This is a genomic window from Dyella sp. (genome assembly GCF_036384435.1).
In the GTDB taxonomy this organism is placed as follows: Bacteria; Pseudomonadota; Gammaproteobacteria; order Xanthomonadales; family Rhodanobacteraceae; genus GSA-30.
Map to the genome: position 1 here is coordinate 1 of NZ_DASVMI010000159.1, position 20,825 is coordinate 20,825.

Consider the following 20,825-nt stretch of genomic DNA (forward strand, 5'->3'; position numbering starts at 1 on the left):
GCAATCCGGTACCGGAGAGACGGTCGATCAGGGCGATTTTGACATCGGCCGGCAGGATGGTCTTTTCGTTCTGCAACCCGTCGCGAGCGCCGACTTCGACAATGCGTACACGATCGTTGGTCATGGTGTTTTCTCAACCTGCCTGGGCAAAGCGAACCAGCACGGCATCGGCTTCGACGAAGTCGCCCTGGCTTGCACTGACGCTTTCGATGGTGCCCGCGCGCGGGGCCTTCAAGGCCAGCTCCATTTTCATGGCTTCCATGACCAGCAATTCCTGGCCTTCTTCGACGCTGTCACCGGGCTTGGCCTTCACCAGCACGATGCGGCCAGGCATCGGGGCCGCAACCTGGTTGCCACCTCCAGCCTGGCGCGATTGCCAGGCAAATGCACTGGTCCTTGCCAGGCTGTAGCGGTCACCTTCGGCATCGTGCAACAGGACGCGCTGGGCATCGACCTGCAGTGGCGTGCGTTGTGCCTGGCCGTCGAATCGCGCACTCAGCAGTCCGTGCTCAAGGCGTGCGCCCTGGACGTGGCAAAGGTCGTCGCCGAGCGCAAGGCGATAATGACCGGCATGACCGTACGCCTCGATGTCATGGCGTTGTTCACGCCAGGAAAGGGCTACGATGCGCTTACCCTCGTGGCCGACACGCCATGCATCGGTTTGCGACCACGGCGAATGCGGGTCCTCGGTTGCCGTGGCGATGTGCGATTCATCGTGCAACAGTGCCGCAGTGGCCGCGGCAAAGAACACCCGAGCAGGCGGTGCTTCGTCGCCGGCCAGAAACTGATCCAGGTGACGATCAAGATAACCGGTGTCGATGCGTCCCTCGAGCACGATGGGATGGCGCACCAGCCGTTCGAGGAAGGCGATATTGGATTTCGGGCCGATGATTTCGCTTTGTGCCAGCGCTTGGCGCAGTCGCTGCAAGGCTTGTGTTCGGTTGGCATCGTGCACGATCAGCTTGGCGATCATCGGATCATAGAAGATCGTCACCGTGTCGCCTTCGATGACGCCGCCATCCAGGCGCACATGCGCCGACGGCGTAGGCAGGCGCAGGCGCAACAGCTTGCCCGAGCCTGGCAGGAAATTTTGTTCGGGATCTTCGGCGTACAGTCGCACCTCGATGGCGTGGCCGTGAGCTTGTACCTGCTCCTGGCGCAGCGGCAGTGGCTCGCCGAATGCCACGCGCAATTGCCATTCGACCAGGTCCAGCCCGAGTGTTTCCTCGGTGACCGGGTGCTCGACCTGCAAGCGCGTGTTCATCTCCATGAAAAAGAACTCGCCGTCCTGGCCGACGATGAATTCTACCGTGCCTGCACCGACATAATCGACGGCCTTGGCGGCCGCCACAGCGGCAGCACCCATGGCAGCGCGGCGTTCGGGGGTGAGGAAAGGAGAGGGCGTTTCTTCCAGTACCTTTTGATATCGACGTTGTGCCGAACACTCGCGTTCATTCAAGTGGATCACGTGACCGCGTTTGTCGCCGAAGACCTGGAATTCGATGTGCCGCGGATGTTCGACGTAGCGCTCGAGGATCACGCGCGTGTCGCCGAAGGCATTGGCTGCCTCGCGTTGCGCGGAGGCGAGCGCATCGGCGAACTCGCTTTCACCGCGTACAATACGCATGCCCTTGCCGCCGCCACCGGACGCTGCCTTGATCATCAGCGGGAAGCCGGTCTTGCGCGCCTGTTCGCCCAGGTAGGCATCGTCCTGGTTCTCACCGTGATAGCCCGGCACCAGAGGTACGTGATGTTGTTCCATCAGAGCCTTGGCAGCCGCCTTGGAGCCCATGGCATCGATGCTTTCAGGGTTGGGGCCGATGAACGTGATGCCGGCGTCCTGGCAGGCTCGCGCGAAGGCTGTGTTCTCGGAGAGAAATCCGTAGCCGGGATGCACGGCCTGGGCGCCGCTGCGGCGTGCCACGCCAAGAATCGCTTCGGCGCGCAGATAGGAGTCGGCCGGGCGAGGGCCGCCGATCGGCCAGGCTTCATCGGCCAGGCGCACATGTTGGGCATCGGCGTCGGCCTGCGAGTACACCGCAATCGTATGGATGCCCAGGCGTCGACAGGTGCGAATCACGCGGCAGGCGATTTCGCCGCGATTGGCAATCAGAACACGCTCGAACATGCCGTTTCCTTCAAAGCCCGCAGGGGCATCGCAAAGCCAATAAAACTAGCAGATCGGCACGCGTTAGCCGATGCGCGGCGCAGCAATGGGGCGGCGCGGCGAGTAGCGAGAGCGCGCTGCTTGAAGGCAAGCGTCTTTCTGTTCACCCTTGGATGGGGCTACTGCGCCGCGTGACAGACCGCTTCGATGTCATGTCCGTCCGGGGCGATCACGAACGCACCGTGGTAATGGGCGTGAAAGTGCGGGCGAAGGCCGGGTCCGCCGTTGTCGCGACCACCCTGCGACATCGCCTCGCGATGAAAAGCATCGACCGCCGCTCGGCTTGGGGGCCAGGAAGGCGATGTGCATGCGTCGAACCTGGCCAGGGCGATCCAGAAAGAGGGCTTGCCGTGTTCACCGAAACCGGTCGCTGCTTCGTTGCCGGTCTGTTCGGCGGTGACTTCCCTTTGGATCCCATAGCCCAAGGTCGCCGACACCGCGCGATACAAATGCCGGCTGCAGGCGTGATCGGAAATCGGAATGCCGATGTGGTCGATCTTGGTGCCTCCTTGTCATGAAATCCATTGCGGCGCGCGCTTGTCCAGGAAGGCGCCCAGACCTTCTTGGCCCTCGGCCGACACGCGAAGGCGGGCGATCAAGGCGGCATTGTCGCAATCGATGCGCTCGGCGGCCTCCAGGGTGGTTCCGCCCATGCGCAGCGCCAGTTGCTTGGCATGCCCCTGCGCCTGCGGGCCGGTCTTGTCGAACAGCTTCAGCGTGGCGTCGACGGCTTCGTCGAGCGCGTCAGCGGCCACACAGCGATGCAGCAGGCCCATCGATAATGCGGTCTGGGCATCGAAGATCTCGCCCGTGATGAACAGGCGGCGCGCGTGACGCAGGCCGATGGCCTGTACGACATAGGGCGAGATAACGGCCGGCACGAGTCCCAGCTTGACCTCGGTCAGTCCGAACTTGGCCGTATCCACGCCAATGGCGATATCGCAGCAGGCCACCAGCCCTACGCCACCGCCATAGGCTGCTCCATTGACGCGGGCGATGGTGGGCTTGGGGCAGAACTGCAAGCTGCGCATGAGACGAGCGAGCTTGAGCGAATCGTTGCGGTTGTCTTCTTCTGATGCCTTGGCCATGCCGCGCATCCAGTGCATGTCCGCGCCTGCCGAAAAGCTTGCCCCCTCGCCGGTCAACACAAGCGCCCGAAGCGACGCGTCCTCACCCACCGCCTCGATGGCGGCAGTCAGCTGTGCGATGAGGCCGTCATCGAATGCGTTGTGCAGTTCCGGCCGGGCCAGGGTGATGTGGCGAACGTAGCCGCGGTCGGCGATCTGGATCGAGGACATGCCTTGGGGTTCCGGGGAGGGAGATTGTCCAGTATTCCACCGAACGTATCGTCGGAAAAAGACGGACTGAACCCTTTTCCTTACGCGGCGCATTGACGCGCACTGCGCCGATGAGACCGTAACTACCCGTATCGCAAGGTTTTACAGCCTGGAGGGCTTGTTTCCACCGGGGGCGATCACGATATACAATGCGAACCATTCTTATTTGAGTCATCCTTTGTGTTCCTCTCCGATTTGCCCAAAGGTGCCGCTGCGGTGGTAGACCGAGTTGACGATGCCCATGCCAACGATCCGATCGCGCAGCGCCTGCGCGATTTGGGATTTGTGGAGGGTGAACCGGTGCGCCTTGTGGCGCATGGCCCGCTCGGCGCCGACCCGCTGCTGGTACAGATCGGTTCGACGCGTTTCGCCCTGCGTCGCAGTGAGGCCTCCCGGGTGACGGTTCGGACGGAGGAGGCATGAGTGCCCAGACCTTGCGCATTGCCCTGGTAGGCAATCCCAACTGCGGCAAGACAGCCCTGTTCAACCAGCTCACTGGCGGGAGGCAGAAGGTTGCCAACTACGCTGGCGTGACGGTGGAACGCAAGGAAGGGCGGTTCGTCGCCCCTTCCGGCCGCGTATTGCAACTGCTGGACCTGCCGGGGACCTACAGCTTCGACGCCAACAGCCCCGATGAGCAGATCACCCGTGACGTGTGCGAGGGCAAGTATCCTGGAGAAGCCGCGCCTGACCTGATCGTCTGCGTGGCCGATGCCACCAACCTGCGCCTGCATCTGCGTTTCGTGCTTGAGGTCAAGCGCCTTGGTCGACCGATGGTGCTGGCGCTGAATATGATGGATGCCGCGCGTCGTCGTGGCATCGTGATTGATGTGGCCGAGCTGCAACGTCGGCTCGGCATGCCGGTGGTCGAGACCGTTGCCGTCAAGCGCGGTGGCGCCAAGGCGCTGATCGAGCGCGTGGATGGCGACGTACCTGAGGTATCGGCGGCCGGGGGTGATGAAAGCAGCGCAGCCAGCCTGCACCAGGAGGTGCGCGCCCTGCTTGCCGACACCGTGACCATGCCGCGCGCCACGGCGACCATTGACGATGCGATTGATCGCTGGGCACTGCATCCGGTATTCGGCCTGGGCATCCTGGGCGTGCTGATGTTCCTGATCTTCCAGGCGGTGTTCTCCTGGGCGCAGCCGGTCATGGATGCAATCCAGGCCGGAGTGACTGCTTTGGGCGTCCTGGTGACCTCCGCGCTGCCGGCCGAGAGCGCCTTGCACAGCCTGCTCAACGATGGCGTATTCGCTGGGCTGGGAGCGGTGCTGGTATTCCTGCCACAGATCCTGATCCTGTTCCTGTTCATCCTGCTGTTGGAGGAATCGGGCTATCTGCCCCGCGCCGCATTTTTGCTCGATCGCATGATGTTCCGCGCCGGCCTGACCGGGCGTGCGTTCATTCCGCTGCTGTCGAGCTTTGCCTGCGCGATTCCCGGCATCATGGCCACGCGCAGCATTACCGACCCGCGTGATCGCCTGACCACCATCCTGGTGGCGCCGCTGATGACCTGCTCGGCGCGCCTGCCGGTCTACACCCTGCTGATTGCCGCCTTCATCCCGTCGCGCACGGTATGGGGCATCTTCAACCTGCAAGGCGTGGTGCTGTTCGTGCTGTATGTGGCGGGCATCGTCAGCGCTTTGACGGTGGCCTGGGTGATCAAGCGTTTTCGCAAGGACAAGAGCGAGCATGCGCTGTTGATGGAGCTGCCCTCTTACCGCCTGCCGCACGCGCGGGACGTGGCGCTGGGTCTGTGGGAGCGTGCCAAGATTTTCCTGCGTCGTGTGGGGGGCATCATCCTCGCGCTCACCGTATTGCTGTGGTTCCTGTCCAGCTTCCCGGGCGCGCCGGAAGGCGCCACCCAGCCGGCGATCGATTACAGCTTCGCCGGTCGCATCGGTCACTGGATGGAATACGTGTTCTCGCCGATCGGTTTCAACTGGCAGATCTGCATTGCGCTGATTCCGGGCCTGGCCGCACGCGAGGTGGCGGTATCCGCCCTGGGTACCGTCTATGCCATGTCTGGTTCGGATGATGCCGTGGCCAGCCAGCTTGGCCCTGTGATCTCGCACGCATGGAGCCTGCCCACGGCGTTGTCGTTGCTGGCCTGGTACGTATTTGCGCCACAGTGCATGTCCACGTTGGCGGTGATTCGTCGCGAGACCAATTCGTGGCGCAATGTCGCGTTGACTGCGGGATACCTGTTTGGGCTGGCCTATCTGGCCTCATTGATCACTTACCAGGTTGCCAAGGCATTGTCATGAATACCTTCGCCGTCATCCAGACACTCATCATCGGCGTGCTTGTGCTGGGTAGCGCAGCCTATGCCTTCCGCAAGCTGTTGCCAGGCTTGAGCACGCGTCTGCTGGCCGGTGCATCGGCCAACCTCAACAAGCCTTGGCGCCCTCGTATCCTGCAGCGCCTGGGCAAGCGTCTTCAACCTGCCGCTGCAACGGGCAGCTGTGGTGATGGGTGCGGTTCATGCGGCACCTGCGGGCCCACGCCGCCCAAACAGGCGCGGCCGGATGTGCAGCCGCTGGAGTTTCGCCCGCGGCGCCACTAAAGCAATCGCAGGCCGGCAAGTGCACCATGGCGGTGGCTGCCGGCCGGTCATGACTGGACTGTCAGCGCGGCGCGCTTACGAGAACCCAGGCGCGCGAGCGGCCTTGAAGTGACGGCGTAGATCTTCCAGCCACACCAACGCCGATGCCGTGGAGAAGATAGTCCATGGCGGCACTGGCAAGAGCAGCATCGCAAGGATCAACGTGATGCGTGCGATGTTCGGGCTGAGCCTGATGCCCCGGCCATCATGGCGATACCAGTAGCGTCGAAAGCTCCACCAGGCCGCTGGTAGCAGCAACAGGAAATTCCAGGGCCGCGTAGCGGGTGGCAGCAGCAGGCAGGTAGTCGTTCCAGCCAGCCAGAACAACGGCACGATGAGCCAGCGCAGGGCACGCCAGCGTGCGGGCTGGTCTTCGGCGCGACACAGCCATGCATCCATCAGCATGCAGCCCCTGGCGCCGGCAAACGCCAGGCCGCCGACCCAGGCCATCCCGACCCCCATCATCGCGATGTGAGGCATCTCGGTGCTCGGAACGAACAAGGCCGTCATGGAAGCACCCGCTACCACGACCAGGGACAGCATCAGCATGACGCCGGTCATGAAGAGGATCTGGCCGCTTGTAGCGAGTCCTTTATTGCTTGCCGTCAACCAGAATCGCACCTGCTCCTGGGATATCACCGGTGGTAGATCCTCGGTATAGGGACCGGCCAGCGCGTGGATGAAGGCGGGCATGCTTTTGCCCGTGTTGGGATTGAAACCGGCCAGCAGTGCGCGCCACCATCGATAAGGCCGGGTCAACCGCCCCAGGCAGCGTTCCATGTGCCTGCGTGCGCCTGGCGTGATCATGCCTAAGCGGTGCGCAAGCGCGTCGCGGTGTTCAGGCATGCATTCCCAGGCCAGTTGGCTGCGTCGAATCAAACGTTGCAGCGCCATGGCGTTGTGGCCAGCCTTGACACTGTCGGCGTCGAAGAAATGAAGCAAGGCCTGCATGCACGGCGTGGATATCGCCGGCTCATCCCGGTATAGGAGGCGAGTCAGCAACTGGCCGGTCTGCGACTTGGTACGCAATGACCAGAATGCGGGCTGGCTATTGAGCCACGCCATCAGCGCATCCACATCGCCGGCTTTGGCACGGGTAAAGGCCTCGTTGCAAAAGGCCTCTGGATCCAGGCGGGACGCGGGTTGGGCTACCGGCTCGATGCGAGCGATGGTTGGCCTGGGAGCTGATGTAGCGGGAGCAGGGGCTGCCAAGCCGCCGGCATGCTGCGCATCCATCGCCGGCGCTTCGCTGGCGGGTGGCAACACATTGACCGTGACCATCGGTTGCATGGCTGCCTTGCGTCGTTGGATCGACAGCGCCTGCTGGTAGGCCTCATGCAGTTGCTGGAAACCTTCGGGGTCGTCATCCGGCCGCGTCTGGCGCAGCTTGGCGGTGTAGGCGCGCCGGATGGCACGCTCGTCCGCATCGCTGCCAATGCCCAGCAGCTCGAATGGGGTCATCGATTTTTTTCCAGCATATCCATCGCGCGACCGAATTCGCGATAGTGATCGCGGATCAGCATGTCGTCTTGTGATTCGAGCGCGGATCGGAAGCGCATGATCCAGTCCTGCAACTGATCACGTGCCTGGATATGTTCCTCGTAAAGCCGTTCGGCGCGAGCGAGCAGGGCAAGGTTTTCCTGCTTGTCACGCGGATGGATTTTCAGCTCATCCAGGCGCGCCAGTCGCGCGCGGATCTCTTCGGGCGTGAGCAGGCCAGGATTCTGTTCGAGGATCAGTTCGTGCTTGGCACCGGAATGCAATACCGTGGCTTCCACTTGCAGCACGCCATTGATGTCGTAGGTGAAGCGGAGTTTGACCGCGCCTTCCTGGCGCGACAGGCGTGGATCGAGTTCAACCTCCAACTCGCCCAGCTTGATGTTGTTGGCTACCAGCGGGCTTTCGCCCTGATAGACCTTCAAGTTCAGCACGCGCTGGCCATCCCGCATGGGCCAGAAGGTCTCCTCGCGACTGACTGGCACCACGCTGTTGCGGTGGATGATGGGTGAGTAGATGCCGGTCTGCACGCGCCCATGATCATCCATCTGGCCGACCTCCGTACCTAGCGTGTACGGGCATACGTCGGTGAGGATGACTTCTTCCAGGCGCTCGTCGCGTTTCTTCAGGCCTGCCGTAACACAAGCACCCAGGGCAATCGTCTGGTCGGGATGGATATGCCGCAACGGCAGTCGTCCGAACATGCGAGCAATCAGGCGCGAGACCAGCGGCATGCGACTGGCGCCGCCGACCAGCACGATTTCATCGAGTTGTTCCGGTTGCGCGCGGGCATCGCGCATCGCGCGCTCCAGGGGCGTGCGCATGCGCTGGATCAGCGGATCGGCCAATTGGTGGAAACGATCCTGGGTCATGGTCCAGTCGATCGCGCGCTCGCCCAGGGCGAACTCCAGCTTCACGTGATCGTGCTGGCTCAGTTCGCGCTTGGCCAGCTCCAGGCGCCGACGCAATTGGCCGCGCTGTTGTGGCGAGAGATCTTCGGGAAGCAGTTTGTGGTCCGAGAGGAAAGCCGTCTCCAGCACGTCGAGGAAGTCCTCGCCGCCCAGGAAATTGTCCCCGGCGCTGGCATGCACCTCGACCACGCCATCGAACAGTTCGAGTACGGTGACATCGAAGGTGCCGCCGCCCAGATCGAAAACAAGGAAGCGTGCACCGTCACGCTTTTCCTGTATCCCGTAGGCGAGCGCGGCTGCGGTGGGCTCATTGATCAGGCGCTCGACGCGAATACCGGCCAATTCGCCGGCCGCGCGGGTGGCCTTGCGCTGCGCGTCGGAAAAATAAGCGGGAACGCTGATCACCGCTTCGGTGACTTTCTCGCCGGTCGCCGCCTCTGCGTCGGCGATCAACGAACGCAGGATCAGCGCCGATAATTCTTCCGGTCGGAAGCTGCGCTTGCCCAGGCGGGTCTCGCGCGCGGTGCCCATCCAGCGCTTGAACGACGCCACACTGGCGTCGGGGTGGCTGACCATGCGGTCTCGTGCTGCCTGGCCAACGATGACATGCCCGTCGTCATCGATGCTGACCACCGATGGCGTCAGCACATCCCCCAGGGCATTGGGAAACAGGCGCGCACCGGATACATCGAAGCAACCGATCAGCGAATGGGTGGTTCCCAGGTCAATACCGACGATCATCCGTGAATCCCCTCACATGGATGGCTGTTATGGTCGTGGAAGGCATGCGTTACATACGGAACACGCCGTAGCGCTGCGGCTCGATCGGCGCGTTGAGTGAAGCGGAGATCGCCAGGCCCAGGACGCGACGCGTATCGGCCGGATCGATAATGCCATCGTCCCACAACCTGGCGCTGGCGTAATACGGATGACCCTGGCGTTCGTACTGCTCGCGAATCGGCGTCTTGAAGCTTTCCTCTTCCTCGGCGCCCCAGGACTTGCCACCGGCTTCGATGCCATCACGGCGTACCGTGGCCAGCACGGAGGCGGCCTGTTCGCCGCCCATCACGCTGATGCGCGCATTGGGCCACATCCACAGGAAGCGCGCGCCATAGGCGCGACCGCACATGGCATAGTTGCCGGCTCCGAAGCTGCCGCCAATCACTACGGTGAATTTGGGTACATGCGAGCAGGCCACTGCGGTGACCATCTTGGCTCCATCCTTGGCAATGCCGGCGTTTTCGTATTTCCTGCCTACCATGAAGCCAGTGATGTTCTGCAAGAAGATCAGCGGCACGTTGCGCTGGTTGCATAGTTCGATGAAGTGCGCACCCTTGAGTGCGCTTTCGGCAAACAGGATGCCGTTGTTGGCGACGATTCCGACGGGATAACCGTGGATATGCGCGAACCCGCATACCAGCGTCTTGCCGTAGCGCGCTTTGAATTCATGGAATTGTGAGTCGTCGACGATACGCGCGATCACTTCGCGGATATCGAAAGGCCTGCGTGTATCTTGTGGAATGACACCGTACAGCTCCTCAACGGCATAACGGGGCTCGACCGGCTCGCGCAGTGCCAGCGGCATGCTCTTGCGACGGTTGAGGCTTGCAACGATGTCGCGTGCGATCGACAGCGCATGTGCATCGTTTTCGGCGAAATGATCGGCGACGCCGGAGATGGATGTATGGACGTCTGCGCCGCCCAGGGCCTCGGCATCGACCACCTCGCCTGTGGCGGCCTTTACCAGCGGCGGGCCGCCGAGGAAGATCGTGCCTTGTTCGCGCACGATGATCGTTTCATCGCTCATGGCCGGCACATAGGCGCCGCCCGCCGTACACGAGCCCATGACCACCGCGATCTGTGCGATGCCCAGCCCCGACATGCGCGCCTGGTTGTAGAAGATGCGCCCGAAGTGTTCCTTGTCCGGGAACACCTCGTCCTGCAACGGCAGGAAGGCGCCGCCGGAGTCGACGAGGTACACGCAGGGCAGGCGGTTTTCCATCGCCACCTCCTGCGCGCGCAGATGCTTCTTGACCGTCATCGGAAAATACGTGCCGCCCTTGACCGTCGCATCGTTGGCCACTACCACGACCTCGATGCCATTGACCCGGCCGATCCCGGTGATGATGCCCGCCGCCGGTGCCGCGTTGTCATACATGCCATGCGCGGCGAGCGGCGAGAGCTCCAGAAACGGTGAGCCCGGGTCCAGCAAGGCTCGAATGCGCTCGCGCGGTAAGAGTTTGCCGCGCGCGGTGTGCTTGTCGCGCGCTTTCTCTCCGCCACCCGCCGCACTGCGCGCCAGCTCCTGATGAAGCTCGCCGACCAGGCCGCGCAAGTGCGCACTACTGGCCTGAAACTCGGGAGAGCGGGTATCGATCTGCGTAGCAATCACACTCATGGGCGGGTCCAACGTTGATCAAGCCATCGATAATAGTGGGCGCGAGGCGGTATCGGAAACCGGAGGGGAGAGGTGCTGGGTCGGGAGGCGGGAGAGGGGGCATTAAATCCGAAAACCTGAGGCAGGCGATCCTCATTGCGACAAACCATGTCGAACGTGACGGTTTACCGCCGTCCTTGCGCTTGCGACTCCGCGGTCCTTCTCCCATCCATGTGCTTATAAAAAAGCCGGCCGCTTGCGCGGCCGGCTTTCGTGACGCCAGGAACCGAAAGGCTTAGTGGCCCTTCATGGCATCCTTGGACTTGTCAGCAGCGTCCTTCGCGTTGCCAGCAGCGTCCTTGGCAGCGTCGGCGGCCTTGCTGGCAGCGTCGGCAGCGTTGGAAGCAGCGTCCTTGGCAGTGTCAGCAGCCGGAGCAGCCGCGGTCGAAGCCGGGGCAGCAGCGGAAGCGGAAGCAGCAGCCTGCTTGGCCTGGTCAGCAGCCTGACCGGCGTTGTCGGCCGCAGCCTTAGCCTGGTCAGCAGCCTGGTCAGCCGCAGCGCCCGGGGCCTGAGCCGCAGCCTTCTGCGCCTGGTCAGCAGCCTGCTGAGCCTGGTCAGCCGACTTCTGGGCGTCCTGCGCGGAATCCTGCGCGCCGTTGCTGCAAGCCGCCAGCAGCGCGACGAGCGCGGAGGCGAGTAGGGTACGCGTCAACTTCATTGTGAATCTCCTTAGCCGTGGAATGCCGTTTGGCGGCGTATTAATAACGCGTTCCCTGATTTCCCGCCACACATTTGTGAAAAAAGGCTTCAGGGCGCAGTTAGGCGACGTTCGCTGCCACCATCGGGTAAATGCATCCCCGATGGCGGCGGCGTTCAGTCATGTGAAGAGTGATGCGGTCAATCCAGGCGCTCGATGGCGACCGCCGTGGCTTCGCCACCGCCGATGCACAAGGAGGCCACGCCGCGCTTTAACCCGCGTACTTTCAAGGCGTTGAGCAAGGTCACCACCAAACGAGCGCCGCTGGCACCGATCGGATGGCCCAGCGCGCAGGCGCCGCCGTGGACATTGACCTTGGCATGGGGAATACCAAGCTCCTTGATCGGTGTCATGGCGACCACTGCAAAAGCTTCATTAATTTCAAACAAATCGACTTCTTCAACCTTCCAGCCGGCCTTATCCAAGACCTTCTGAATCGCGCCCACCGGGGCGGTGGTAAACCACTCCGGCTCCTGCGAATGGGTGGCATGGGCGACCACGCGAGCAAGCGGCTTGAGACCGCGAGCCTGGGCGTCGGCGCCGGAAAGCATGATCAGCGCGGCAGCACCGTCGGAGATGCTGGACGAGCTGGCGGCGGTGATGGTGCCGTTTTCCTTGCGGAAGGCAGGCTTGAGTGTGGGAATCTTGCCAATATCGGAGCGACCTGGCTGTTCGTCCGTATCGATCTGCATGTCGCCCTTGCGGCTGGTGACTGTGACCGGAACGATCTCATCGGCGAATGCGCCCGACTGCTGGGCGGCCTGCGCGCGCTTGACCGATTCGATGGCGTAGGCATCCTGCTCTTCGCGCGTAAAGTGGTATTTGTCAGCGCACAGTTCGCCAAACACGCCCATGGCCTTGCCGTCATACGGGTTGGTCAGGCCGTCCCAGGCCATGTGGTCAACCAATTGGCCATCGCCATAGCGGATGCCCGTACGGGCATTTACCATGTGCGGGGCATTGGTCATCGATTCCATGCCGCCAGCCACGACGATTGCGGCCGAGCCTGCCTTGATCAGATCGTGGCCCAGCATGATTGCCTTCATGCCCGAGCCGCAGACCTTATTGATGGTGGTGGCGCCAGTGGATACCGGGATGCCTGCCTTGATCGCGGCCTGACGTGCAGGTGCCTGGCCGAGATTGGCCGGTAGCACGCAACCCATGATCACCTCACTCACATCCTTCGCTTCGACGCCGGATTGTTCCAGGGCGGCACCGATGGCGGTAGCACCCAGGGTCGGGGTGGGCACGCCCGTGAATTGGCCAAGGAACGAACCGATGGCGGTGCGCTTGGCACCGACGATGACAACATTGACGTCCGACATGGGGAGCTCCACTGGATACGGCGGGGAAGAATTGTTCGATTATCGCAGCCCGGGGCGAGGGGCGGCAAACCGTCCAAGGTCCAGTTGCCAGACCGATTGTTTCGCGATCTGTTGCGACCAAGTTATGTCACTATGTTGACAGGACGGCGCGGGGGCGCCGTCCATATTTTGATCAGACCTTTCCAAGGTCTGGGGGGATGGGACAAATGCACGCGTTCTTACACGGACAGCGCAGCCGTCGTGCGGCCGTTGTTATCGCCATGGCCTTGTCTTTGGGGGCATGTGGTGGTGGCGGTGGGGGCAATGGCAATACACGCCCGTCTGCGCCCCCTGCGGCCCCGCCCGCGCCTCCACCGGCACCTCCGCCGGCTGCGCCGCCGCCGCCCCCGATCGATGCGCAACTGTCCCTGACGCATGCCGATCAGGCACTCGCGATGGGGTTGACCGGGCAGAACGTAACCATTGGCGTGGTCGATACCGGCGTGATGGCAAATCATCCGTCCCTGCAAGGGCGCGTGACCCAGGAGCTCATCTATGTCGATCCCTCGACGAATAATACGTCGATCGATGACGTTGTCGGACACGGCACCTGGGTTTCGGAAGTGGCCGCTGGCAAGCCATTTGGACAATTTGTCGGTGGCATCGCGCCAGGCGCCAACATCGTGTCCGCACGTATCATCCAGGACAAAGAGCCAACGGACGACGGCTCGGGACAGGGCAATCGCGTAAGCGCGGCGGACGCGCAGTTCTTTGGTTACGTCAACCAGGATCTGATGAACGCCCATGTAAATATCATCAACAATTCCTGGGGTGGGCTTTACTGGGATGCCAGTGACACCGTGACGACCCAGGCATTCGATACCGCATACAGTCCTTTCATCAATCAGTATGGTGGCCTGGTGGTGTTTGCGGCAGGTAACGATTCGCGGGCCAATCCCAGCGATACGGCCGCACTGCCCAGTCGCGCGCCGGATCTGACCAAGGGTTGGTTGGTCGCCGTGGCGTTGGACAGCAACCATCCCACACAATTGGCAAGTTATTCCAACGCTTGCGGGGTTGCACAGAATTATTGTCTGGCCGCGCCCGGCGACGTGATCGTTAGCGACAAGGATGCGACTACAACCAATCCAAATGGCTACTGGATCGTCTCCGGCACATCGTTCGCCGCGCCGGAGGTCTCCGGCGCAGCGGCATTGGTATGGCAGCGGTTCCCTTATTTCAGCAATGACCTCGTACGTCAGACCTTATTGGGCACCGCCGACGATCTCGGTGCGCCAGGTCCCGATCCTGTATTTGGCTATGGCGCACTCGACGTGGGACGCGCGGTGGAGGGGCCTGCACGATTCGATTGGGGGGATGTCACCGTGAATTTCACTGGGCAGTCCATCTGGTCCAATGACATTTCCGGAACGGGTGGCCTGATCAAGCAGGGGAGCGGCGAGCTTGATATCAATGCCGACGGCCACTATACGGGCCTGACCCAGGTGCAGGGCGGTACGCTTTACGCCAACTCCATTGCGTCGGCTGTCCAAGTAAGCAATAACGCCGCATTCGGCGCAGCCCAAGTCGGGGGCGACGTGACCAGCGCCGGTTACGTCGTGCTCAATGCCAGTCAGAACGGCGCGGTTACCACGCATTACTCCGGTAACTACACGCAGACCAGCACGGGGCACCTTGTGGTAGACCTGGGTAACCAATTGGAGGTTGCCGGCCAGGCGCACATCGATGGCCAATTGTTGGTCAATGGCACGGCGCCTGGTTACGTGGAGAACTCGCATACGACGGTACTGACCGCGCTTGGTGGACTCTCGGGCACATTTGCCAGCTTGAGCACCAGCTCGAATGTGCCGTTGCTCACGGCTACTTTGCATTACGACCCGAGTTCGGCGTGGCTGGATGTCAGCCAGGTACAGGTGGCGCAAGTGCAGGGCCTGGTTCTGACCACGTCGTCGGCCGGCGCAGCGCAGCGCGTGGATGGTGCCTTTGGATGGATCAACGGCGCGCTCAACGGCGGTTCCGGGGTTCCTCCAACGGTGAACTCGGGGTTTGTCGACGGCGCAGCGAAAATCCAGCAGACGCCGAACAACGCCGCGCTGCAACAGTCACTGCAATCGTTGTCGGGCCAGTTGCATGCGGCCAGTGCCGCGATGACCTTCGAGGCGATCGATGCGGGAACACAAGCCTTGTCCGATCGTTTCGATAACCTGCTCGACATGCCTGCCGGTGGTGCCTGGACGCAGACGCTGGGCTATCACGGCAACATGAGTCGCAGTGGCTTCAACAACGTCGGCTACGACTTGAACGGTTGGCTGGTTGGCCAGGATTTTCGCCTGGGTTACAACGGCGTCGCGGGCTTCGCGGTCAGTCAGGCGCGTGGCCTGGGGCGTCTTGCCGAGAGCGCCGACCAAGGCAGTAGCCGTTCGGTCGAGGGTATGTTCTATGGCGGCATCGTGCGCAACGACTGGTATGCCATGGGCCGTTTCGGTGTCGGCGATTATCGCGAGGACATGCGCCGTAATCTGCTGCTCGGGCTCACCGCGGCACCGGTAGCCAGTGATTCATTAGGACGCTACGAAGTGGCCTATGGTGAAAGCGGCTACCGGTTTCATCTCGGTAACGCCATGCTGACGCCATACATGAATCTGCAGTACGCGCAGATCGAGCGAGGCTCGGTCAACGAACTGGGTGGTTACGGTTTTGGCCTGAAGTCGAACGGGCAGAATATTCAGCGTTGGCAGGCAGGATTGGGCGTGCGTAGCTCGCAGCACTGGTCGATGGGGCAGGCCGGGGAACTGGGCTTGCAGTTCCGCTTCCTGTGGCAGCAGGCCTTCGGGATGCGCGGCGACGTCTTCGATGCCAGCTTCGCGGCCTTGAATCAATGGGCGCCTGTCGGTGGCATTGGTTTGTCACGCTACGGCGGCGTAGCCGGCATGACGCTCAACTGGGATTTCTCCAGGCATTCGCACCTGGCGGCCGGTTATGATCAGCACTTCGATCAGCATCAGCTAGGCAAGACGGGTACGCTTACATACTCCTGGGAGTTTTGATTGCTTGGCGGTTGCGCGTCTGGTACGTCGCGTAACCGTCAAAACCTACATGCATTGGTGATCGTCGCCTCTTGAATGAGGCTGACTAAGGGCGAGGTTTTGCCTGACAAAAGTAAAGCCATTGCCCTATGATTTATTGCTGGGTTTATTACAAAATAAGTCCATGCTTTGAAGTGAAGGCGTTCCAGCTTTCATTTGATTCTTCGATGAAGGGTGTCTTTAGAAATCTTTCTTCGTCGTCTCATGGTTAGGCGTAAGTCATTTGGACCAATGGAGCGGCAGGCGTTGGTTTTCAGTCCTGGATACTCTCTGGACGCCTCTGTAACGCACCTCGACGAGTAATTTCTCGAAGTGCTCTACGGTAGAGGTTATCCGGCCTGATGCTCAGAGGTTTTGTGGAAGTGCTTGTGCGATTGCGCAGCTAAGGGTTGCCTGTTTGTAGGCATTTAAAGGAGTCGTTATGGACGCATTCAAGAGAAATGCGAGCGCAAGGATGCGCTGCGCCGCAGTTTTTTTTTCCTTTCTGGCGGCCGCGCCTGTCTCGGCTTCAACCTTTCGCCTGGAAAGCACGACCATTGTGCTGGACGAAAGGGATGCAAGAACAAGCTTTAGTGTCACCAATACTGGCGAAGATCCCATCCTGCTGTTGACTACGATCGAAGATCTGGACAACAGGAAACTCGCTGAAAATATTCTTATAAATCCTGCCATCATCCGTATTGATCCCGGCCAGAGCCAATTCGTAAATTTCGAGCTTAAAAAAGGTTTGGCTCTCGAAAGCGAACACATGCTCAAGGCATCCTTTGAAGGGGTTACGCAGCGTGTGACACATGGAACCGTCATGCCCATGCGTCATGAGATCGGGTTCATCGTTCAACCCGCGGTGACGCCTGTCGTTAACAAGCCCTGGGAGGGGCTGAGGTTCAAGCAAGAAGCCGATCATATTGAAATCAACAATCCTGGCAAACACGTCGTACGCTTGGGTGCGAGCCTCAAGCTGCAACCGTCAGGGCAGGTTGTGACACTTGAGCATCCCTACCTTATGCCGGGCGCGCGAGTCACGCTACCTGTCGATCAGGGCGTGAACGTCAACGGAGTAACCGTCATTCCGCTCAGTCGATATGGCTTCACCAAGGATCCAGTCACATTGGATGTGACGCACTGATAAGCGCGGGCGTACATGGAGTAGAACGCCGTGAAAGACTGTATCGTATCGCCTCGCAGCGATGCACGTTTCATGCAGCGGGCAAGGATGCGCGCTGTGAGTACATACTTATGTGTCGGATTGTTAATGTCGCCGCGCCCGGCTTGCGCTGCGCCGCAAGATTCTGGCGCCGCAAATGACGAGACGGCCTTCGATACGAAGGTGCTTCAAGCTCGTGGATTTTCCGCAGATTTTGCCAAGTTTTTCGCCCGGGGCGCGCGATTTCTTCCTGGTATCCATCGATTGAAGGCATCGGTGAACGCATCGCGTCCGCGTGAGCTCCTTGTCAAATTTGACGGTGAAGGTGAGCCCTGCTTCGACGTAACGTTATGGAAGCAACTGGGCTTGCGCATCCCCGAGGGCCTGAGTGGCGACACCTGCCTGGCTGTGGACAACGTCCATGCTGGCGCGCGCGTGAAATTACGGCCTGGCACGTTGGAAATGGAGTTGACCGTTCCCGAAGACGCCCTTGAGCTCGTCGAGCCCTCAAGCATGCATAAGCACGGCGGAGCTGCCCTCGTTCTAAACTACGATGCGTTCATGCACCAGTTTCGAAGCCGGTACACTTCTTCCGGATACGCACAGATGTGGGTCGAGTCGGGTGTCAATGTGTCCAATTGGACGCTGCGTAACCGTGGCACTTTCACCCGAAACCCCCAGGGAACCGTTTACCGCCATCAAGGCGCCTATGTTCAACGTGGCCTTGAGGATATCGGATCGGTTTTGCAGTTTGGTCAATTGTTCGGGGCGTCGGAGGCGTTCGGCGGAATTCCCTTTATCGGTGCGCAATTATTTTCCGACACGGCCCAGGGGCCGTTGACGTCCTTGGCAGTGCCAATCCAGGGGCTGGCAGAAAGCAACGCGGTTGTTGAAGTGCGTCAATACGGGCGACTGCTGTATCGGACAGTGGTTACGCCCGGCCCTTATTCGTTGAATCACATTGATGGATTGGCAGCGGCTGCGGATATCGACGTGCGTGTTATTGAGGAGAACGGGCGTATCCAGCAATTTTCTCTTCCAGGTCCATTGTCATCGGGCTCGCAGCAATCACCGGCGACCTATCAGTTCGGATTCGGCCGATATGACGTTCGTGGCATGCCATTGCGAAGTCGTAAACCCTGGTTAGCCTATGGCGGCTACGCCATGGATATCGCCAACCACTATCGCGTGGCCGGTGGAGTGCTGGCATCGTCACGCCACCAGGCGGGACGTGGCCAGTTATCAGTAACGAGCGGAAACTCCTGGATCACCGCCGAGATTGGCCTAACCCGTAGCCGTCATCTTGGTCTGGGGCGTGAATGGCAACTGCAAGCCAATACCAGACTGAACTCGGCTTTATCGGCAGGTGTTTCATGGAGGGCAAGAAGTCGTAATGTTTCCGTTCTTGAAGATGCGGTGTATCGATTTTCTCAATTCACGAGTGCGCCGCCGTTGCAGCGATCGCTTGGCATATCACTCGCTTGGTCCACCACCCGTTGGGGCGCTTATTCGTACAGCGCATCAGGTGACGGCCGAGGTAATGTCTTTCATTTTTTGTCGGCGGCGCGAAAATTTGGCATTCTCGATGTGCGGCTTCAGTTTCAGGTGGGAGGTCACGACAGACATGCTGCATACCTGAACCTCCAGATGCCGTTAGGGCGTGGTGATGCAAGATTGCAGGCTCTGCACCGTGATGCCGGCCAACATTCCATCGCTGCGACTTACCAACACAAGCTGAATCAGGATGTCAGCTATCAGGTCAACGCGGAGACCACGCGCGATCAAGGACGCCTGGGCGGCTCAATGCGATGGGATACTAGATATACACAGCTTTTTGGGTCTGTATCAGCAACCGGCAACGCGTCGCGATCGCTATATTTTTCGGTCGGCGGTAGCGCGGTATTGACGGGTGCTGGCCAATTTGCCATGTCTTCAAGTCGTGTGGGCGACACCTTTGCAGTGGTCCGTACACCCCGTGTGAGCGGTGTACGTCTGTCGAGTGGAGGAGGGGATGCGAAGGTATTGCCTTGGGGATCTGCACTGATCCCCACGGTCTATCCGTATCGAAACATCAGTATTCAACTTGTTGGCAAAAGCCTGCCACTGAATTATCGGTTCGCCAGCACCGCTATTGACTTGAATCTGGCGCGCGGTACGGTTGGCACGCATGCCTTCGAGGCGGCTGAGATACGCCAATTACTGCTTCGTATCAAACATGCTGACGGCAGCCCCGCCAGGACAGGGAGTGCTTTGGTTGGTGAGCAGCGTAATTTGCTCGGTTCAGTGATTGGCAACGGCAATGTATTGCTTGTCAATGACGATATCGGCAAACCCGCATATCTTGAGAACGGAGCGGAAAGGTGTCGAGTCAATTATGAGGTGCCAACACACTTCGACTCCCAGAAGCCATATGAAGAGGTTCTGGCCACCTGCACATAAGTGGCTAGTTACCCAATCAAGTCGCGCTGAACTGCGTCTCATGTCCAGGGCGAGTTGGCACATTGTATCGGCATGATGCCGAACAAGCGGTGGCCCTCTGTCCACCTAACTTTTAATCAAAGGACTGATTTAATGAGAAGCAAATACTACACACTACTCATGGCGATATTCGGGACGGCTGCGTTTGGTCACGCATGCGCTGCTGCGCCAAGTTCGGCTTTGAAATTGATGGGAGCCATGGCTGCTCCAAATTGTACGGTAGCGATGACGGATGACGGTGAATTTAAACTAGGAAAAATATCGCCGACGCAGATCAAGCCGGATACCGGTCATACGTCACTTCCTCCCATGGAGAAAGATTTAACGATAACGTGTGACGCCGATACTTATCTCACTTTCTCGGTCGTGGATAATGAAAATTCTTCAGCATCTGTGGCAAGTGCATCCTACTTTGGCATGGGCTCTGTCAATACCACGGGAAAACTCGGGTATTATAGTGTCGTGATGTCTGATGCAACGGTAAGCGTAGGCGGCGGCCCGCAGACAGCTGCTCGAGTTTTCGTAACAAACAATGGCACCTTTAGTCCTGCGGCCACTGCTTTACTGGGCGGTGCCGGTTATATCCAAGGGTGGGCCGATGCCAGCAAGGAGGAGATGATTGCCGCCAAGCTGTTCAAAGCCAAGCTTACAGTAAAGCCCGAACTTGCAAATGCAAAAATCATGAGTGGTGCGATATCCGATGAGACGGCTATTGCAGGGTCGTTGACCTTGAATTTCAGGTTTGGTTTGTAACGTTCAAGTCTCTGGCGACACGTTTGTAATCATTTGAGTTGTCATGACGTGGCAAGAGGCAAAGCCAAGGTTTATTTCGTCGGTCGATGAGTGGTAGGACTTTCTGTTCATCGCGTCCAGTAATGGGTGCGGCTCATCGGCAGCGATATTGATAAGTCCGCATGGCTATAAATTGGAATCGAAAGACTTCGTGTCAATCATGGCATGAAGCGCGCTTGATTCGAAAAGGCCTCATGGGAGGGTCGGCGTTACATGCGTTTAAACGGCTTTTTAAAATTCAACCCGTCTGAATTGCGTAAAGTGCACCGGATGGGTCGTCAAGTTGCGTCGGCATGATGCCGGGCAATCGGTGAGCGGTGGTTTGCCGACATTTTAATGAAAGGAATGG

Annotated in this window: 15 protein-coding genes and 1 pseudogene; 7 read left to right on the forward strand and 9 right to left on the reverse strand. The window is 60.2% G+C overall.

Translation table 11 applies throughout. The features are described 5' to 3' along the window. The 4 genes and pseudogenes from VF436_RS16285 to VF436_RS16300 form a co-directional block, all read right to left on the reverse strand. Positions 1 to 124, reverse strand: a pseudogene (locus VF436_RS16285) (hydroxymethylglutaryl-CoA lyase); the annotation flags it as partial. A gap of 9 nt (positions 125 to 133) precedes the next feature. Next, complete coding sequence (locus tag VF436_RS16290) at positions 134 to 2,128, reverse strand: acetyl/propionyl/methylcrotonyl-CoA carboxylase subunit alpha (RefSeq protein ID WP_330905083.1); 1,995 nt, start codon at positions 2,126 to 2,128, stop codon at positions 134 to 136. Positions 2,129 to 2,286: 158 nt separating this feature from the next. Continuing rightward, complete coding sequence (locus VF436_RS16295; RefSeq protein ID WP_330905122.1) at positions 2,287 to 2,664, reverse strand: VOC family protein; 378 nt, start codon at positions 2,662 to 2,664, stop codon at positions 2,287 to 2,289. Positions 2,665 to 2,679: 15 nt separating this feature from the next. Beyond that, entirely contained in the window at positions 2,680 to 3,465 is a 786-nt protein-coding gene (locus tag VF436_RS16300) for an enoyl-CoA hydratase-related protein (protein ID WP_330905084.1), read from the reverse strand. Positions 3,466 to 3,684: 219 nt separating this feature from the next. On the opposite strand from VF436_RS16300, the gene VF436_RS16305 reads away from it, so the two are divergent. Genes VF436_RS16305 through VF436_RS16315 form a run of 3 tightly spaced genes read left to right on the forward strand, consistent with a single transcriptional unit; the run spans position 3,685 to position 6,070 of the window. Next, positions 3,685 to 3,927: a FeoA family protein gene (locus tag VF436_RS16305; protein ID WP_330905085.1), complete on the forward strand. Its 243-nt coding sequence runs from the start codon at positions 3,685 to 3,687 to the stop codon at positions 3,925 to 3,927. Then, positions 3,924 to 5,771 (forward strand): ferrous iron transport protein B, encoded by a 1,848-nt coding sequence (gene feoB, locus VF436_RS16310; RefSeq protein WP_330905086.1) that lies wholly within the window; start codon positions 3,924 to 3,926, stop codon positions 5,769 to 5,771. The genes VF436_RS16305 and feoB overlap by 4 nt, the downstream gene beginning before the upstream one ends. After that, positions 5,768 to 6,070 carry a DUF6587 family protein gene (locus VF436_RS16315; RefSeq protein ID WP_330905087.1) on the forward strand — a complete coding sequence of 101 codons (303 nt, stop codon included), beginning with the start codon at positions 5,768 to 5,770 and terminating at the stop codon, positions 6,068 to 6,070. The genes feoB and VF436_RS16315 overlap by 4 nt, the downstream gene beginning before the upstream one ends. Before the next feature lie 75 nt (positions 6,071 to 6,145). Here VF436_RS16315 and VF436_RS16320 read toward each other — a convergent pair whose 3' ends face one another. From VF436_RS16320 to VF436_RS16340, 5 genes are all read right to left on the reverse strand, one after another. Then, positions 6,146 to 7,570: a hypothetical protein gene (locus VF436_RS16320; protein WP_330905088.1), complete on the reverse strand. Its 1,425-nt coding sequence runs from the start codon at positions 7,568 to 7,570 to the stop codon at positions 6,146 to 6,148. Beyond that, positions 7,567 to 9,258, reverse strand: coding sequence for a molecular chaperone HscC (locus VF436_RS16325; protein ID WP_330905089.1), 1,692 nt, complete (start codon positions 9,256 to 9,258; stop codon positions 7,567 to 7,569). The genes VF436_RS16320 and VF436_RS16325 overlap by 4 nt, the downstream gene beginning before the upstream one ends. 49 nt (positions 9,259 to 9,307) lie before the next feature. Then, positions 9,308 to 10,915 (reverse strand): carboxyl transferase domain-containing protein, encoded by a 1,608-nt coding sequence (locus VF436_RS16330; protein ID WP_330905090.1) that lies wholly within the window; start codon positions 10,913 to 10,915, stop codon positions 9,308 to 9,310. A 274-nt stretch (positions 10,916 to 11,189) separates the two neighbouring features. Continuing rightward, the gene (locus VF436_RS16335; RefSeq protein ID WP_330905091.1) at positions 11,190 to 11,612 is read right to left on the reverse strand and encodes a hypothetical protein; all 423 of its coding nucleotides are present in this window, start codon (positions 11,610 to 11,612) and stop codon (positions 11,190 to 11,192) included. 179 nt (positions 11,613 to 11,791) lie between these two features. Continuing rightward, positions 11,792 to 12,976: an acetyl-CoA C-acyltransferase gene (locus VF436_RS16340; protein WP_330905092.1), complete on the reverse strand. Its 1,185-nt coding sequence runs from the start codon at positions 12,974 to 12,976 to the stop codon at positions 11,792 to 11,794. Positions 12,977 to 13,182: 206 nt separating this feature from the next. Between VF436_RS16340 and VF436_RS16345 the strand changes: the two genes are divergently transcribed. The 4 genes from VF436_RS16345 (at position 13,183) to VF436_RS16360 (ending at position 20,437) form a co-directional block, all read left to right on the forward strand. After that, positions 13,183 to 16,023 (forward strand): S8 family serine peptidase, encoded by a 2,841-nt coding sequence (locus tag VF436_RS16345; protein WP_330905093.1) that lies wholly within the window; start codon positions 13,183 to 13,185, stop codon positions 16,021 to 16,023. 460 nt (positions 16,024 to 16,483) lie between these two features. After that, on the forward strand, positions 16,484 to 17,188 hold the full coding sequence (locus VF436_RS16350) for a fimbria/pilus chaperone family protein (protein WP_330905094.1): 705 nt from the start codon (positions 16,484 to 16,486) through the stop codon (positions 17,186 to 17,188). Positions 17,189 to 17,284: 96 nt separating this feature from the next. Then, entirely contained in the window at positions 17,285 to 19,645 is a 2,361-nt protein-coding gene (locus VF436_RS16355) for a fimbria/pilus outer membrane usher protein (protein ID WP_330905095.1), read from the forward strand. A 132-nt stretch (positions 19,646 to 19,777) separates the two neighbouring features. Beyond that, the gene (locus tag VF436_RS16360; protein ID WP_330905096.1) at positions 19,778 to 20,437 is read left to right on the forward strand and encodes a DUF1120 domain-containing protein; all 660 of its coding nucleotides are present in this window, start codon (positions 19,778 to 19,780) and stop codon (positions 20,435 to 20,437) included. Positions 20,438 to 20,825 lie beyond the last annotated feature (388 nt).